The following is a 16,853-nucleotide window of genomic DNA, read 5'->3' as shown; positions in this document are numbered from 1 at the left end:
AGATTGAGGAGGAAGAGAACGTTTGTTACTGATTTTCTCTCCAGCCGTATCCCTGTTAAATCGAATAAAGTATGTCCACAAATTCATGCTAATCGCCTTACTCTTATTGGTCCCAGCGTCATACACCATGTATAAGCTATTCGACATTACCAACAGGGCTGTCATCGAGTTTGCTCAAAACGAAAACAAGGGTGTCGAGTACATAAAAAGAGTCAACGGTCTGCTCAAAGATGTCCTGCAGCAACGTAACAGGATCGTGCAAGTACAAATATCGAAATCCACAACCGGTGAGCAGTGGAAGCGGGGACAAGAAAGTATTGAACGCTCAATCGCTGCAGTAGACGCCGTAGAGCAGTTGTATGGAGGAGAGTTCGGATCAAAAGAAAAGTGGGATGAGATAAAGAAGCGATGGAACGAGATAAAGGGAAAAGCACCTGACCTGCAAGGAGACTCCGATTTTGAGCGCTACAACGAATTCGTTACTAACATCGTTTCACTTATCGCATTTGTGGGTGACAAGTCGAACCTGATTCTCGATCCCGACCTAGACACCTATTATCTAATGGATGGGCTTGTCCTTAAACTTCCGAACCTGATGAATAGTCTCAGCCAGGCCTATCGTGAAGCCGCGACGATCAACAACGGAGATAAGAATTCCCATGGTGATAAGATTCCCCTAATCCTACTGGCCGAGCGGTGTAAAAATCTTCTCGAAGGCAACAACGCCGATCTAGATGTATCGGTACGTGAAAACAGCTCTTTAGCAAAGCCGATCTCGACGTCAAAAGAAGAGTATACCCAAGCGATAAAAGATTATCTGAAACTCCTCAATACTGTTGAGGAGAAGGAAGGAAACAACATTTCCGTCGACTCTCTTGGTCAGGCCGTTCAAAAAAGTCAAGACAGCTTGGCCTGTCTATATGAAACAGAAGCACAACTGCTGGATGAGCTATTACAAAAACGCATCGATAAGGCAGAACGAAAAAAGTACCTCGCCTTGGGAATCAATGCGGGCTGCTTTCTCCTGGCCTTTTACGTGTTTGTCGCACTGTATAAATCACTGATGATATCCGTTACAGCATTAGCCAATGCGGGGCGGCGACTAGGCGAAGGCGATTTAACCACGCGGGTCGAATTGGAAGCTCGCGATGAGATGCAGCTGATTGGTGCCTCCTTCAACCAAATGGCAGAAACGCTCGACCATATCATTCAACACAATATGACAATTGCCGATAAAGTGGCCCGTTCCGCCGAGAGCTTATCCTCCGCCGTCGAAGAGACCGGTGTGGCCACCCAAAAGATCAGCGAATCGACTCGGTTGATCGCTGACGGTGCCAAGACGCAGTTGAATGACACTCTGGAGACATCTTCTATCATGGAGAAGATTTCTAACGTGGTGCAGCGAATCACCGAAAAGACCGGAATGGTCGCCGAATCGGCCCAATGCGCCGTTGAACAGGGCCAAGAAGGCAAAAAAGTGGTCACCACATCGATCCAACAGATGGAATCCATCGGTAGCCATGTTGATCGGTTGGCAGAAGATCTACATCTGCTAGAGGAAAAATCAAAAGCCATCGGCCAGATCATCGAGTTGATAAGGGGGATCGCGGCACAAACCAATTTGCTCGCTTTGAATGCGGCCATCGAAGCGGCACGGGCCGGGGAACAAGGAAGAGGTTTTGCCGTGGTAGCTGAGGAAGTTCGCAAATTAGCGGAGCAGTCGGCCGAATCGACTAACCGCATTTCTGGGATGATCACGGAGACCATGGACGAAATTCACCGATCTGTGGGAGCCATGAAATCGGTCATGCAAGAGGTCAATCGAGGCCGAGATGTGAGCCGGCAGACAGGGCGGATTTTCAACGAAATTATTGAGAGGCTCCAGCCTGTCTCCGAGCAGATCCAACAGATGCGAGGATACACCCATACGATTGCTGCGGAAATGGAACAGGTAGATCAAGTCTTGGATAGAACCCAGCGAATCGCCAATGAATTCGCCTTGAGCTCGCAGAGCACTGCCGCTGGTACAGAAGAGCAACTGGCCGCCGTGGGAGATATTTCCACATCGTCCTTTGAATTAAGCCGCATGGCCAATGAGTTGAAAGATTTAACGGTTAAGTTCAAAGTGTAAATGGATATTCCCTTTCCGGTGAACACTACTGCCGGAGGTGGATAAGATGCGTCTAATCGCCCGGTTTATGAACAAAGAACAGGTCAGTGCCCTCGTCGATTCTTTGCGAAACGCCGGCTTTGACCGTAAAGACATGATCATCAGTGATCTCTGGGAAGAGCAAAAGTGGGAAAACTTCGAAGATGCCGCGAAGGAAGTTGCCTTTATAAAAATGGAACGGGACGGGCTCGGGGAAGTGGAGACTTTCGGTGACGGGATTCCGGAAATGCGAGGTAAAGAGGGCATCATTGTTGCTGTAGAGATGCCGAAACACGAAAGCGACCGTGTCCGGACGATCATGAGACAGTCCGGTGCTGTGGAAATTGTGCAGGATTGACAGTAATCCGGCCATCCGAAAAAAGCTTTGGGCGAGAGCCCAAGGCTTTTTTTGTGAAATCATCCCTTTCATCATAGTTTGTAACGGAATGGGTGAAGAAAGTATATTCACTCTCAATAGATGTTTAAGCAAGAAATTGTAATTTCTGTTGAATATATCCCAGTAATTCATGGTAAAATCGAATTAGTACAGTTTCATGGATCGCAAGCGGAGGGATCCTTTATGACATTTACCAACATAAATGTCCGAACGAAGCTTATGGTGCTGGTTCTCCTTCCTGTCGTTTTGGCTTTAGTGATGGTGGGCCTCTTAACGTACAACGTGACTCGTGAGACACTGCAAGAACAGGTCCAGAGTTCACTGAAAACGCAGGCCAAAAACCATGCTCAGGAATTGGAAATCCCTATGCGTGAGGGGGAAACTATCGTATCCGATTTGGTGGACTTGCTAAGGGCTAAACAATTGACGCCAACTGAACAAATAGCGATTCAGACAAATATAAATCAAACCCATCCTGAGTTCCTAGACTCTTACGTTGGTTATGAGGATGGAAATCGTGTCTTTGGCTCTGGATGGAACCCACCAAGCGATTACGATGCTCGTAAACGACCATGGTATATCGGTGCTATAGCTTCTTCAGGTATTACCTATTCTGAACCCTATATTGATGCAAGAACGAAGAAAACGGTCATAACCATCTCCCGAAAATTGGTCGTTGGAAATAAGACAACCGGTGTGGTTGGTGCAGATATCGAATTAAGTAAAATTCAAGCGGCTGTCGGAGGAATAAAAGTTGGCAACAGCGGTTTTGCCTACCTTGTCGATGGAAGAGGCAACTTTCTGTACCACCCTACATACTCGCTTACGGAAAATCTCTACACAGTCCAAAATGGTGCGTACAAACAGTTGGGAGAAACTATTGAAGAGCCCAAACTGATCGAAGGGATATCTATAGACGGCCAAGAGAAGGCCCTTGTAGCGGTACCGGTCGCACAAACAGGATGGAAGTTGATCATCGAAGCACCGGTAAATGAACTTTTTGCGACTATCAAAGACCTAAACAAGCGAATCCTGGGCATCTACGCTGTTACGCTGCTGCTATTAACGGCCCTCATCCTTTATGTGGCGAATAGTATTGTCAAACCAATCGGAAAGACCGTACAAGAGATTGAAAGAGTAGCTGCGGGAGACTTAACGCTGAATGGCGATTCCGACCTTACGGCTGGGAAGGAATTTACTCTGTTGAAGAAAACGATTGATGCCATGGCGAACAAACTCCGGGAACTTGTTACCCAAATTAACCAGTCAGCAGGTGAACTGGCCCTGTCCGCACAAGAACTCATGGAGGGTGCAAGCCAATCGGTGATTACAGTTAATCATGTAAACGATTCTGTCATGATAATCGCCAATGGAGCTGCATCACAATCCGACGCCGTTAATAATGCAAACCGGGTCATTGATAAGATGGTTCAGGACATTCATCAGGTTGGCAACATGGCAACGGTCTTTGGTTCTTTAACGGGTAAAGCAGTTCAGGTGACACAAAAGGGCGGTCAAGTTGTGAGCACCACGGTAGAGAAGATGCTGGAAATCGAGGAGACAGTTCTCCGCTCCGGCAAAGTTGTAATGAATTTGGGCAAACGTTCTCAAGAAATCGGAGGGATTGTAGACTCCATATCTACCATCTCTACACAAACGAATCTTCTGGCGCTAAATGCAGCTATTGAGGCGGCTCGGGCCGGTGAGCAGGGTCGTGGTTTCGCCATTGTGGCAGAGGAAGTTCGGAAACTGGCGGAGCAATCGCAGGAAGCGGCTACCCAGATCGCTCAGTTAATCAAGGAAATACAACAAGAGACCCTATTGGCTGTGGACGCTATGAACGAAGGTATCGTTGTAGTTAAATCAGGTGTCGCTGTTGCCGAAGCAACAGGAAGGGAGTTTCGTGAAGTAGAGCAGATATCAGAACAAATCAACGAGCAAATGGGTCAATTGGCCGCTTCAGTTGACAATCTTGTCTCGGGAACGCGGCAAATAAAAGAAGTCATGAAAAAAGTACATCAAATCAGTGGTGATGCGACATCACAGACCCAAACGGTGGCAGCGACCACGGAAGAACTGGTTGCGATGGGCGATGAGGTGAAAGAGTCAAGCAAACGGTTGACCCAGTTGGCGAGCGAGATGCAGGACACCATAAGCTGGTTCCGTATCTAGCCTCCTATTTTCCTTTTCCGTCGGTTCGATATCCCACCCCCTCTCAGAGATTCCTTGACAGTCTAGTCGCCAAGAGCTTATAATCAATTTGCAAAACAAAAGGATCACACGACTGGCGGAAGTGGAGTTCACCACAGGGAGTGTGATTTATACGCAAAGCCGACCGCCTGGGCAATCGATGTCCAGGCGGTTTTCTATTTTAAAATCGTCTCCGGGCATCGATGATGTGACTCATTTCTGTTACATCGAATGTCAGGAGGTCAAAGATATGAACTTTGCACAATGGAACGGATTTAACGGTGAAACATGGCAAAAAGAGATCAATGTACGGGCCTTTATTCAAGATAACTATACACCCTATACCGGCGATGAGCGGTTTTTAGCCGGACCTACCGAGCGCACTCGCCAGCTTTGGAATCACGTGCTGGAACTGGTGAAGCAAGAACGGCAACAAGGCGGCGTTTTGGATATCGATACAGAGACCATCAGCACGATTACAGCCCATCGTCCCGGATATATCCACCGGGAAATGGAAAGAATCGTCGGTCTTCAGACAGACAGCCCCTTAAAACGGGCCATCATGCCTTTCGGCGGCATCCGCATGGTCCGGCAATCTTGTGAAGCCTATGGTCGCACCTTGAACCCGAAAGTGGAAGAGATCTTTACAAACTATCGCAAAACTCACAACCAAGGGGTCATGGACGTCTATACGCCGGAGATGCGTCAAGCACGTCGGCATGGGTTAATCACGGGGCTGCCTGACGCCTATGGCCGGGGACGGATTATCGGCGACTACCGCCGGGTACCGTTATATGGCGTTGATGGGCTGATCGCCGTGAAAAAGGCCGAGCTTGAAATGACTTGTGCGGCGGGTATGAATGATGAAACGATCCGCCTTCGGGAAGAACTGCATGAACAGATTCTCGCGCTGAAGGAACTGGTAACTATGGCTGAGGGTTATGGTTTTGACCTTCGCCGACCAGCCGCCGACAGTCAGGAAGCGATTCAATGGCTTTACTTCGCCTACTTGGCCGCTGTGAAGGAACAAAACGGTGCCGCCATGAGCATCGGTCGGATATCCACCTTTTTGGATATCTATTTCGAACGGGATTTGCAGCGAGGCCTTCAAACGGAAGCAGAGATTCAGGAACTGATGGATGACTTTATCATCAAGCTACGTCTCGTCCGGTTTTTGCGGACCCCTGAATATAATGATCTTTTCAGCGGTGATCCTACTTGGGTCACGGAGAGCATCGGTGGGATGGGCGTGGACGGGCGAACACTCGTCACCAAAAACTCTTTCCGCATCCTGCACAGTTTGACGAACCTGGGACCGGCCCCGGAACCGAACCTAACGGTCCTCTGGTCCACGCAGCTTCCAGAAGCCTTTAAAGAGTATTGTACCCGCCTATCCATCGCTACCTCTTCCATTCAATATGAGAACGACGACCTGATGCGCCCTTACTGGGGGGACGATTATGGCATCGCCTGCTGTGTGTCGGCCATGCGTATCGGGAAACAGATGCAGTTTTTCGGCGCTCGTGTTAACATGGCCAAAGCACTGCTCTACGCCATCAATGGCGGGAAAGACGAAAACAGCGGAGATCAGGTCGCGCCAGCTTTTGCCCCTATCACTGCCGATATCCTCGAGTATGACGAGGTAATGGAGCGATTTGAAGGGCTGCTGGACTGGCTCGCACGTCTCTACATGGACACGCTGAATATCATCCACTACATGCATGATAAGTACGCCTACGAGCGTGTCGCTATGGCCCTGCATGATCGGGACATCTTTCGCACCATGGCCTGTGGAATGGCCGGTCTCTCCGTCGTTGCCGATTCCCTGTCGGCGATCAAGTATGCCAAGGTGCGCGTCATTCGCGACCCAAAAGGGTTGGCTGTGGATTATGTGGTTGAAGGCGAATACCCAGCCTTTGGCAACGACGATGAGCGCGTCGATGAGATCGCCAACCATATCGTAAAGCGTTTCATGAATAAACTTCGCCGCTGCCAGAGCTACCGCAACTCCGTGCCGACGATGAGCATTCTGACGATCACATCCAATGTGGTCTACGGTAAAAAGACCGGCAGCACCCCCGACGGGCGCAAAGCCGGTGTCCCCTTCGCTCCAGGGGCTAACCCTATGTACGGCCGTGATCGCAAAGGGGCTATCGCTTCTATGAACTCGGTGGCCCAGCTGCCTTACGAACACAGCCAGGACGGTATTTCCTATACTTTTTCCATCGTGCCTCGGGCGTTAGGGAGCACGCCGGTGGACCAGGTCAACAACCTGACCGGTTTGCTCGACGGCTACTTTCGGCAAGGCGGTCATCACATCAATGTGAACGTGCTTGAGCGGGAGACATTGATGGACGCTATGGATCATCCGGAAAAATATCCCCAATTGACCATTCGCGTCTCCGGATATGCCGTCAACTTCATCAAACTGACTCGAGAACAACAGATGGATGTGATTCGCCGCACCTTCCACGAGCGGGCCTAGAGGGGAGGGAAACTCAATGAGGACAGATGCGCCATTGTCGCCTTCTGTATCGCCGTCCCCCTTATCGACTTCTTTGCATAAATCTGCCTTAAATGTGATCGGTTATATCCATTCCGTCGAGACCTGTGGAACTGTCGACGGGCCTGGAATCCGTTATGTCCTGTTTCTGTCGGGTTGCCCCTTGCGCTGCTTATATTGCCACAACTGTGATACCTGGGATCGGCAAGCAGGGGAACCGAAGACGGTAGAAGATGTGATGGCGGACATCAGGCGCTACAAAAATTACTTTCACTTCTCCGGAGGCGGTGTTACCCTTTCGGGCGGAGAGCCCACCGCGCAGACACCCTTTGTGAAAGAACTTTTTCACCAGTGCCGCACCGAAGGCATTCACACTTGCTTAGACACTTCCGGCTACTGTGAGATAGAGAAAGCGGAGCAATTCCTCCCGGAGACGGATTTGGTCTTGCTCGACATCAAACACATGGACCCCCTTCAACACCGCCGCTTGACCGGCGTCGACAACGATAAGATCCTTGCCTTCGCCCAATATCTATCCCAACAACAGACCTCCGTTTGGATTCGCCATGTGATCGTACCTGGATATACGGGCGATACCGGTTCGATTACCGAATTATGCGCTTTTCTCGCCCCGTTACAAAATATAGAACGACTAACATTTCTACCGTACCACACCATGGGCAGCGTAAAACGAGCCGAACTGGGAATCAGCGATCCTCTGGCTGGTGTGAAACCGCCTGAACCGACTGTGATGGAAGCGGCTCGTGCCACCGCTACGCAATTTGGTCTTCCTGTCGACTGAATTTGTCTTTGTTTGACAGCACTCCAAAGGTGTGCTATAGTATTATTCATCAAAGGGGAGTAGCTTTTACTGATTTGGTCAACAGCCGGCTTCTTTGGAAGTCTGGCCGATCAGGACGTTTTGTTTAGCAAGACCTTTGTTCCAAAGATCAGTCTGGAACAAAGGTCTTTTTATTTTGCCTCTTCCCATCTAAGACCTTAGTTCTGAAAATTTCGGAACTAAGGTCTTTTTTTAGGAGGTGATTCACGGTGGAGAGAAGTTGGATTGAATCCATGCAGTAAGGAAACCATGTACTTAAAAATTGGATGCGGGAAAACCAGTCATAGAACAACAGATAAAGATCGAGAAATGGGAGGCTCTCCATGTTTGACTTGGACATACTCACCGGCATTTTGAATATCGTCATCATTAACCTCGTATTGAGCGGCGACAATGCAGTCGTCATCGCCATGGCTAGTATGGGATTATCGGAAAAATATCGTAAGAAGGCGATATTCTGGGGAACCACGTTAGCCGTCGTTATGCGTATCGTTCTAACCTTCGTCGCTGCCGTACTTCTACAGATTCCTTATATCCAGTTTATCGGCGGCACATTGTTGGCTCTGATCGCTTTCAAACTGCTTTTTCCGCAGGAAGAAGGCCATGGAACGGGCCAGGGAAGCAGCAACTTTACGAAAGCCTTATTGACGATTCTCTGGGCTGACCTGCTCATGAGCCTAGACAACGTCTTGGCAGTGGCTGGCGCTTCACAGGGCAACTTGTACTTACTCATCTTTGGCCTCGTGTTTAGCATCCCTATCGTATTAGCTGGCAGCACGCTGTTGACGAAGGCCATGGGAAAATACCCCTGGTTGGCTTATATCGGCTCCGGCGTATTGGCTTGGACAGCCGGGAAGATGGTCGTTGAAGACAAAGCGATTCTCCCGCACCTGCATGCCCTTCCTGTCGTTGAAATCGTGATTCCAGCGCTACTCACGGCAGTGATTATTGGGGCAGGGGTTTGGGTTAGAAACAAAAAGATATCAGAAGCTACGGAGTCCTAAAAAACAAAACCCCGGTGTGATTACACCGGGGTTTTTACTACCCTTCTCTATGCAGATGATGAAATCAATTGACTGACCTGATCTTCAAAGAGTACTTTCTCCACGAAGACTGTCAAATGGCGAGTCAAATCCAGCTCATAGGGACGACTTAGCAGCTTTCCGCTGTGGTCGTAGATGAGTCGAACGACAGGACGGCTTTGATGGATTTTATTGACGTCTACAACGACACCGATGTCGCCCGTATTGAGCTGAACCGTACTGCCGATGGGATAGATGGCGATGTTTTGCAGGAAAATCTGCGAAATGGTGGGATCCAGTTCACGGGCACTGGCGGCGAGGATGATTTCATGAGCCTGGTAGGGAAGATATCCTTTGCGATAGATCCGGTCAGCGACTAAAGCATCATACATATCCGCAATGGCTACAATCCGAGCATACTCGTGGATTTCAGTCCCTTTTAGCTGCCGTGGATATCCGGAGCCGTCGAAACGCTCTTGATGTTGGTAGGCCACATGGGCAGCAAACAGGGAAAACTGCTCCTTATACTGGCGAATGATTTCAAAGCCGAACTCACAATGTCGGCGGATCTCCGTAAATTCTTCGGGAGTCAAGCGACCGGGCTTGTTCAACACTTCCAGGGGAACGAGCATCTTCCCAATATCGTGAAGCATAGCCCCGCAGGCGAGATCGAACAGTTGGAACTCGTTATAACCCATCGCGATGCCGGTCAGAACCGAAAGGACGCAGACATTGACGGAATGACCAAAGGTATAATCGTCAAAGGTCCGGATGTCAGCCATGTGCACCATCACGTGACGGTTTCGTAAAACCTCATCGATGATGGCCGATGCCGCCTCTTTTACTTCGGTGGGATCCAAGCCGTTCTCATGATACAATTGAACCCGGGTGAAGGAATCGCGAACGGTCTTTACGGCGGACAAGCGTACCTGTTCACTGATCACATCGGGAACAGGAAGATCTCCCGTCGTTTGGTCTTTGATGAAAAGAGCAGGAACACCTAACTCTTTGAGCCGCGTAATGAAAGGGGTGGAAAGGGTTATTCCAGCCCCGAGTAGGGTACGACCTTCCGCGCTATAGATGTTCCGGGCGAGGATCATACCCGGTTCAACCAAATCTATGGAAACTTTCCTCATGCCGGGCCGCCTCCCCAATCGCTGAGACATCCATGCTGTATCTCGAAATATTTCGCTTCGGTCAGTACAAAATCCTGCCGGATTCGAGAGGATGCCTGAAAAAGACCTATAGGTCCTAAATATTTTAATTATTCAGAAATTTTGTAAAATATCTGTTGACTTTTACATGTCCAGTCGTTTAGAATAGCGTCACCGGGGTGGTTACAAGGCAATGCCCCGAGAGAAGCCTCTAAATTATGGTGCCGCGGAACCAGTATATGAGGGGCTGTCTCGAGAACATGCCGAAGGAAGAGAGGAGTGGCGACCGATGGGTCACAGCAAAATCATGGCGGCCGCCGGGGAAACTCACTGGGAACTGAAACAACCCCGGGGAAATGATGCGCGGTGGGCGGAAATCAGTGAAAGCGAAGAGTTTCGCGGTCTCATGCGAGCGAAGGCTAAATTTTTAATCCCTGCAATCATTTTTTCCTTTGCCTATTACTTCGCGTTGCCTTTGAGCGTCGGTTATTTTCCGAATATTATGAACAAGAAGATATTTGGACCTATTAACTTAGCGTACTTGTTTGCCCTCTCCCAATTTTTTGTCGCTTGGGCTGTCGCTTTTCTCTACGCCCGGGTGGCTGGCAAAAAGTTTGACACAACGGTAGAGCGGATCAAAGAGAACGTTCGGGGGAGGGACAGCGAATGAAGTGGATTACGTACGGCCTGTTTGGCTTGATCGTCTCCATCACCATCGGTATCACCTATTGGGCAGCCCGGAGGACGAGTTCCGCGTCGGAGTTTTACGCTGCTGGCCGTTCCTTAAGCGGAGTTCAAAACGGGTTTGCCATTGCCGGCGACTACATGAGCGCTGCTTCTTTTCTTGGCATCGCCGGGCTAATCGCCTTGAATGGATATGATGGGTTCCTTTACTCGGTCGGTTGGCTCGTGGCTTATATCTCAGTTCTGCTCATCGTGGCAGAGCCATTGCGGAATTCTGGGAAATATACGATGGCCGATGTGTTGGCTTATCGGTTAAAACCGAAGCCCGTCAGGACGGCCGCTGCTTTGAGTACGCTCGTCATCTCCACCTTCTATCTGATTGCCCAGATGGTTGGCGCAGGCAGCTTGATTCAACTTCTCGTCGGTATCCCCTATGAAACGGCGATTGTCATCGTCGGCGTGATGATGGTCCTCTATGTAGCTTTTGGCGGCATGCTGGCCACCACCTGGGTACAGATCATCAAAGCCGGCCTGTTGATGGCGGGAGCGATCGCTCTGGCGATCATGGTTATGTTGAAGTTCAATTTCAACCCGGTATCCTTCTTTGATGCCATCTCTGCAAAGCACGGTCAACGCTTTTTAGAGCCGGGGCTGCTCTATAAGGATCCCATCGAACTTGTATCCCTTGGTATGGCCCTCGTCCTGGGAACGGCCGGCATGCCTCACATTCTGATGCGTTTTTATACGGTTCCCACGGCAAAAACGGCCCGCGTATCGGTCATCTGGGCGATGGTGCTTATCGGCGTCTTTTATATCATGACAACCTTCCTCGGATTTGGCGCATCCCTCTTCTTATCGAAAGAACAAATCACAGCCGCCGATAAAGGCGGCAATATGGCGGCGCCTCTGTTAGCCCAATATCTCGGTGGTGGGGCAGGAACCGCTGGTGGGGAAGCCATGTTAGCCTTCATCGTGGCCGTCGCTTTCGCGACTATCCTGGCCGTGGTCGCCGGGTTGACCTTAGCCGCTTCGAGCGCTTTCGCTCATGATTTCTATGTAAACGTGCTCAAAGGCGGGAAAGTCGATGAAGCTTCCCAGGTGAAAGTGGCCCGCTATGCGACCTTCGGGGTCGGAACGATGGCCATCCTGCTTGGACTGCTGTCAAAAGGGCAAAACGTGGCCCACCTCGTGGCGCTGGCCTTCGCGGTCGCTTCTTCGGCTAACGTTCCTGTCATCGTTTACTCGGTCTTTTGGAAAAAGTTCAACACAGGCGGTGCTGTCACTGGGATTGTTGTCGGACTGCTTTGCACCTTGGCCTTAGTGGCCGTCAGCCCCAACTACTTCCCGGCGAAAGAGGCCATCTTCCCTTGGAAAAATCCAGGTATCATCAGCATTCCCGTTGGGTTTATCGCCGCCTTTATAGGCAGTCTATTATATAAGGAGCCACAAGCAGAAGAGAAGTTTGACGAACTCTATGTTCGCGCCAATACGGGGATCGGCGCGGAAAGCTAAGGCCACCTCTGTTTACGACTTCCCAGTAAAGTAAAACATCAATCAGAGCCATCCTGTCTTTCCTAGGGGAAGCAGGATGGCTCTGATCATGAATAAAGGAAAATCGTCTTCTTTGTAGAATAGCAATATCAGGCTTTATTCGTTATAATGGCGAAATATAGCCGGAATTTCTCAATTAAATCAGTCATAACCCGCTAGGGGAGCCTGGATCAGCCCAGGCTGAGAGGGAACAAGCGATGAGTGTTCCGACCCTTCGCACCTGATCTGGGGAATACCAGCGGAGGAAAGCGGATAAAGAGCCTCTTTTTATCCCTTCCTACCCTTTTTGGAAGGGATTTCTTTATCCGGTCAGGCAGAATGACAAGGAGGACGAATCATGCATACGAAAACAGGAACACAGATGGAACGGGCCCTGCGAGGAGAAGTCACAGCAGAAATGGTTCAGGTAGCTGAGAGCGAAGGTTGGCAGCCCGAAGAGATCATGGCAGAGATCGCCGCCGGAAGGATCGTGATTCCCGCCAACAACCGTCGTCCCCGTGAATCCTACTGCGGCGTAGGACGGGGTCTCCGGACGAAAGTCAACGCCAATATCGGTACGTCCAAAGGCTTTTCCGGATTGGAGTTCGAGAAGCACAAGCTGGAAATCAGCATCGAGTGCGGCGCTGATGCGGTGATGGACTTAAGCACAGGTCCCGATATCGATGCGGTTCGCCGGGCTTTGATCGATGACTGTCCCATCGCCTTCGGTACTGTTCCCATCTATCAGGTGACAGTAGAGGCACAAGAGATTCGTGGGGCTATCGTATCGATGACGGAAGAAGATATCCTCAATGCTATCAAAAAACAAGCCGAAGACGGCGTCGACTTCATGACGATCCACTGCGGCCTTACCTTGGAAGCGATCGAGCGCCTGCGCAAACACCCGCGCATTACCGATATCGTCTCCCGAGGCGGATCCTTCTTGACCGGTTGGATGCTGCACCACCAGCGCCAAAACCCCTTCTACACCCAGTTTGATAATATCTTGGAGATTGCGAAAGAATACGATATTACGCTGAGCCTCGGCGATGCACTGCGACCCGGTTGCCTTGCCGATGCGACTGACCGTGGTCAGATCACAGAATTGACAATCCTCGGCGAACTGGTCGATCGTTGCCGTGCGGCAGGGGTACAGGTGATTGTTGAGGGACCCGGTCATGTACCGATGGATCAAATTGAAACGAATATCAAGCTGCAGAAGCGGCTCTGTGAAGAAGCGCCCTTCTATGTCTTAGGTCCCCTTGTGACCGATGTGGCTCCTGGCTATGACCATATCACCTCGGCCATCGGCGGTGCCATTGCCGCTGCCGCTGGTGCTGATTTCCTCTGTTATGTGACCCCGGCGGAACATTTGGGCCTTCCCAATGAATTGGATGTGCGCCAAGGTGTGATCGCTTCCCGGATCGCCGCCCATGCAGCCGACCTGGCCAAGGGGATTAAAGGAGCCGCCGATTGGGATCGATCGATGGCCAAAGCCCGCAAAGACCTTGACTGGGCCGAACAGCGCCGGCTTTCCATGGATCCGAAGGCGTTCGATCCCCATCCGCACACCCGGAATGAGACCGGTTGCTCCATGTGCGGCCCCTACTGTGCCATGAAAATTGTGAGCGATTATTTAGGCCGTCCTACCGGGAGTTGCTAACCGATAGGCTCCCGGTAAGGAGGAGAAGATATGCCAGATAATGTGCTTCGATGCCTGCAAGAGAAACTGAGCTTGATGCGGGAGCGCCGTCCGCTGATTCACCACCTGACCAATTTTGTGACTATGAACGATTGTGCCAACATGGTCTTGGCGACAGGGGCTTCTCCGGTCATGGCCCATGCGCCGGATGAAGTGGCGGAGATGGCCGCTGTGTCGGGCGCATTGGTCCTCAATATTGGAACGCTGACACTACCTTGGATTGAGGCCATGGTGGTTGCCGGAAAGGCTGCAAACAAGGCCGGCGTACCAGTGATCCTTGATCCCGTCGGGGCAGGTGCCACGAAGCTCCGGACCGAGTCGTGCCTGCGCATCCTCGACGAGGTCAAGGTCGCTGTCGTACGGGCCAACGCGGCCGAAGCGGCAGTCCTCGCCGGTCAGGCCGGGGAAGTCAAAGGGGTCGATGCGGTAAGCGGCGATGCCCCCTCGGCCGCCCAAGCGCTGGCTCGTCGTTTTGGGCTGGTGGCGGCTGTCACCGGTGTGATCGACTATGTATCAGACGGGCTGAAAACGGTGAAGATCGAAAACGGTGATGCCTGGATGGGCCGGCTGACCGGAACGGGCTGTATGGCCTCTTCAGTGACAGGCTGCTTTTGCGCTGTCGAAGAGGACTTCTTTACGGCGTCGGCGGCAGCCTTAGCCTATTACGGTGCAGCCGGAGAGGTTGCGGCCGGCCGCGTGGAATTTTCTCAAGAAAAGTCCGGGACGGAGCATTGGCCTGTTCCCCGGGGTCCCATGAGCTTCAAAACAGCCTTCTTTGATGCCATCTACGTTCTCGATGGTCGCCGTGCCGCCGAACTGGCCCGGGTGAGCCGGTCATCCTAATAGATTAGCGTAAAAGGTTTTGTTTCCACTCCTTCAGGAGGCTAGACAAGATGGATAAAAACCAGTTCCTGCAAAAGAGTCTCCCCTGGACCTATCTGGTCACAGACCGGCGCATATGTGGCGACCGGTCTCTTTTTTCCGTCGTAGAAAAAGCGCTTCGCGGCGGTGTGAACGTAGTGCAGTACCGGGAAAAAGAGGCTTCCACCCGGCAGATGATCGCAGAAGCGGGGAAAATTCACGAACTGTGCCGGAAATATGGCGCTCTGTTCATCGTCAACGATCGAATTGACGTCGCCCTCGCCGTCAAAGCGCCGGGTGTTCACCTAGGTCAAGAAGATATGTCGTTACCTATGGCCCGGAGAATTCTAGGATCCGATGTGATCATCGGCATATCCGCTTCTTCTGTGGAAGAGGCGCAAACTGCCGAGAAGGATGGAGCCGATTATGTGGGAGCCAGTGCCGTTTTTGCCACACCGACAAAAGAGGAAGCGCCTGCGCTCGGGTTGGCTGGGTTGGCTCAGATTAGCTACGCTCTGTCCATCCCGGTCGTAGCCATCGGCGGGATCCATCGGGGCAATGCGGCTGACGTAATGGCAGCGGGAAGCAGTGGAGTCGCCGTCGTATCGGCCGTCATGGCGGCAGAGGATCCGGAAGAGGCAGCTCGGTTGCTGGCCAAAGCGATTGGGTCGGCCGAGGGTTAACCCGTGAACCGCCGATGAGGGACAAGGAAGTGATTAAGACCGGAATGAACGAAGGAAACAAGGGGACTTCTTTATCCGAAGTGGGGGAATTCGGGCTGATTGCTCGGTTGGCGGCCGCTTGGCAGCGAGGTGCTCAAAAACCTTCCGAACAGAACCTGCCCGGTCTCCGCCTCGGCATTGGCGATGACGCTGCCGTAATTCGCATGCAAGCCGGTGGCGACTTGCTGGTGACGACGGACATGCTCGTCGAGGACGTGCATTTTCTCTGGCTTCCCCATCGGCTCCGCCAACTGGGACGTAAAGCTCTCGCCGTCAACATCAGCGACATCGCCGCGATGGGTGGAAAACCGGGGTGGGCCTTCTTATCTATCGGCGTACCGGCCAAGGCAACGGTAGAAGAGGTAGAGAAGATCTACTCCGGTATGGGAGAGATGGCTGCCTGTCATGGCGTTACCCTAGCCGGAGGAGATACAGTTCGGGCTGATAAATGGGTCATCAACGTAACTCTGCTGGGTGTAGCAGGACAAGAACCGTTCACCCGTTCCGGGGGCCGGCCTGGCGATGCCATCGTCGTTACCGGTACGGTCGGTGACTCGGCGGCAGGCTTACATCTGCTTTTCAGCGGTGAGGGCGAGAAGTCGGAGGACGACCTGCCTGAGGACTGGAGGATGCTCATCTCTCGCCATCTCGATCCAACGCCGCGGGTGAAGGAAGCCTTGGTGGTCGCCGAACTCGGTGGGGTAACGGCGATGATGGACGTCAGTGACGGCGTCAGCAGCGAGGTAAACCACATCTGTAAAGCTTCCGGCTGCGGAGCTCGAATCGATTTGGCGTCCCTGCCGATCAGCCTCGCTGCGCAGCGCTTGACCGAATCTTGCGGGAGATCGGTTTTCCCTTGGGCTCTTTCCGGCGGGGAAGATTACGAGTTGATTTTTACAGTTTCGCCAGAAAAGGTGTCCTCGCTGATGGCGTCCGCACGGAAAAAGACGGGAACCGACTTCACGGTTATCGGTCATCTGACAGAACCGGGGGATGGAATCACAGCCGTTCATCCCGATATCAATGACGGGGCGCCGTTTCCTTTGACTGCGAAAGGGTATAACCATTTTGCCTCGTCTCATCGTGATCCATGATGCA

General features: G+C 51.6%; 13 protein-coding genes and 2 riboswitches. Of the genes, 12 read left to right on the top strand and 1 reads right to left on the bottom strand.

From position 1 onward, the window contains the following. Positions 1–22: 22 nt before the first annotated feature. The 6 genes from H1S01_RS08820 to H1S01_RS08795 all read left to right on the top strand — a co-directional run bounded on the left by H1S01_RS08820 (position 23) and on the right by H1S01_RS08795 (position 9,084). Positions 23–2,131, top strand: coding sequence for a methyl-accepting chemotaxis protein (locus H1S01_RS08820; RefSeq protein WP_188039766.1), 2,109 nt, complete (start codon positions 23–25; stop codon positions 2,129–2,131). A gap of 46 nt (positions 2,132–2,177) precedes the next feature. Beyond that, positions 2,178–2,507 (top strand): hypothetical protein, encoded by a 330-nt coding sequence (locus H1S01_RS08815; protein WP_188039764.1) that lies wholly within the window; start codon positions 2,178–2,180, stop codon positions 2,505–2,507. 222 nt (positions 2,508–2,729) lie between these two features. Next, positions 2,730–4,718: a methyl-accepting chemotaxis protein gene (locus H1S01_RS08810; RefSeq protein ID WP_188039762.1), complete on the top strand. Its 1,989-nt coding sequence runs from the start codon at positions 2,730–2,732 to the stop codon at positions 4,716–4,718. A 98-nt stretch (positions 4,719–4,816) separates the two neighbouring features. Then, a riboswitch (ZMP/ZTP riboswitch) is annotated at positions 4,817–4,898 on the top strand. An 88-nt stretch (positions 4,899–4,986) separates the two neighbouring features. Further along, positions 4,987–7,221: a formate C-acetyltransferase gene (gene pflB / locus H1S01_RS08805; protein ID WP_188039760.1), complete on the top strand. Its 2,235-nt coding sequence runs from the start codon at positions 4,987–4,989 to the stop codon at positions 7,219–7,221. A 16-nt stretch (positions 7,222–7,237) separates the two neighbouring features. Beyond that, positions 7,238–8,041, top strand: coding sequence for a pyruvate formate-lyase-activating protein (pflA, locus tag H1S01_RS08800; protein ID WP_188039757.1), 804 nt, complete (start codon positions 7,238–7,240; stop codon positions 8,039–8,041). Positions 8,042–8,403: 362 nt separating this feature from the next. Continuing rightward, positions 8,404–9,084, top strand: coding sequence for a TerC family protein (locus H1S01_RS08795; protein ID WP_188039755.1), 681 nt, complete (start codon positions 8,404–8,406; stop codon positions 9,082–9,084). Between the two features lie 47 nt (positions 9,085–9,131). Here the strand turns inward: H1S01_RS08795 and H1S01_RS08790 are convergent, their stop codons facing one another. Continuing rightward, on the bottom strand, positions 9,132–10,238 hold the full coding sequence (locus H1S01_RS08790) for an HD-GYP domain-containing protein (protein ID WP_188039753.1): 1,107 nt from the start codon (positions 10,236–10,238) through the stop codon (positions 9,132–9,134). A 211-nt stretch (positions 10,239–10,449) separates the two neighbouring features. On the opposite strand from H1S01_RS08790, the gene H1S01_RS08785 reads away from it, so the two are divergent. The 6 genes from H1S01_RS08785 (at position 10,450) to thiL (ending at position 16,849) form a co-directional block, all read left to right on the top strand. Further along, entirely contained in the window at positions 10,450–10,926 is a 477-nt protein-coding gene (locus tag H1S01_RS08785; RefSeq protein WP_207732262.1) for a DUF485 domain-containing protein, read from the top strand. Next, positions 10,923–12,452, top strand: coding sequence for a solute symporter family protein (locus H1S01_RS08780; RefSeq protein ID WP_188039751.1), 1,530 nt, complete (start codon positions 10,923–10,925; stop codon positions 12,450–12,452). The genes H1S01_RS08785 and H1S01_RS08780 overlap by 4 nt, the downstream gene beginning before the upstream one ends. Before the next feature lie 186 nt (positions 12,453–12,638). Further along, a riboswitch (TPP riboswitch) is annotated at positions 12,639–12,755 on the top strand. A gap of 73 nt (positions 12,756–12,828) precedes the next feature. Continuing rightward, complete coding sequence (thiC, locus tag H1S01_RS08775) at positions 12,829–14,133, top strand: phosphomethylpyrimidine synthase ThiC (protein ID WP_188039749.1); 1,305 nt, start codon at positions 12,829–12,831, stop codon at positions 14,131–14,133. Positions 14,134–14,163: 30 nt separating this feature from the next. Further along, a complete protein-coding gene (gene thiM / locus H1S01_RS08770) occupies positions 14,164–15,015 on the top strand; it encodes a hydroxyethylthiazole kinase (RefSeq protein WP_188039748.1) in 852 nt (283 codons plus the stop codon). 50 nt (positions 15,016–15,065) lie between these two features. Further along, positions 15,066–15,716: a thiamine phosphate synthase gene (gene thiE, locus H1S01_RS08765; RefSeq protein WP_188039746.1), complete on the top strand. Its 651-nt coding sequence runs from the start codon at positions 15,066–15,068 to the stop codon at positions 15,714–15,716. A 29-nt stretch (positions 15,717–15,745) separates the two neighbouring features. After that, positions 15,746–16,849, top strand: coding sequence for a thiamine-phosphate kinase (thiL, locus tag H1S01_RS08760; RefSeq protein ID WP_207732261.1), 1,104 nt, complete (start codon positions 15,746–15,748; stop codon positions 16,847–16,849). Positions 16,850–16,853: the final 4 nt, after the last annotated feature.

The organism is Heliobacterium chlorum (genome assembly GCF_014502795.1).
Classification (GTDB): Bacteria; Bacillota; Desulfitobacteriia; order Heliobacteriales; family Heliobacteriaceae; genus Heliobacterium; species Heliobacterium chlorum.
Note: the sequence above shows the minus strand (reverse complement) of the source record. Positions and strands in the feature narration are given on the sequence as shown.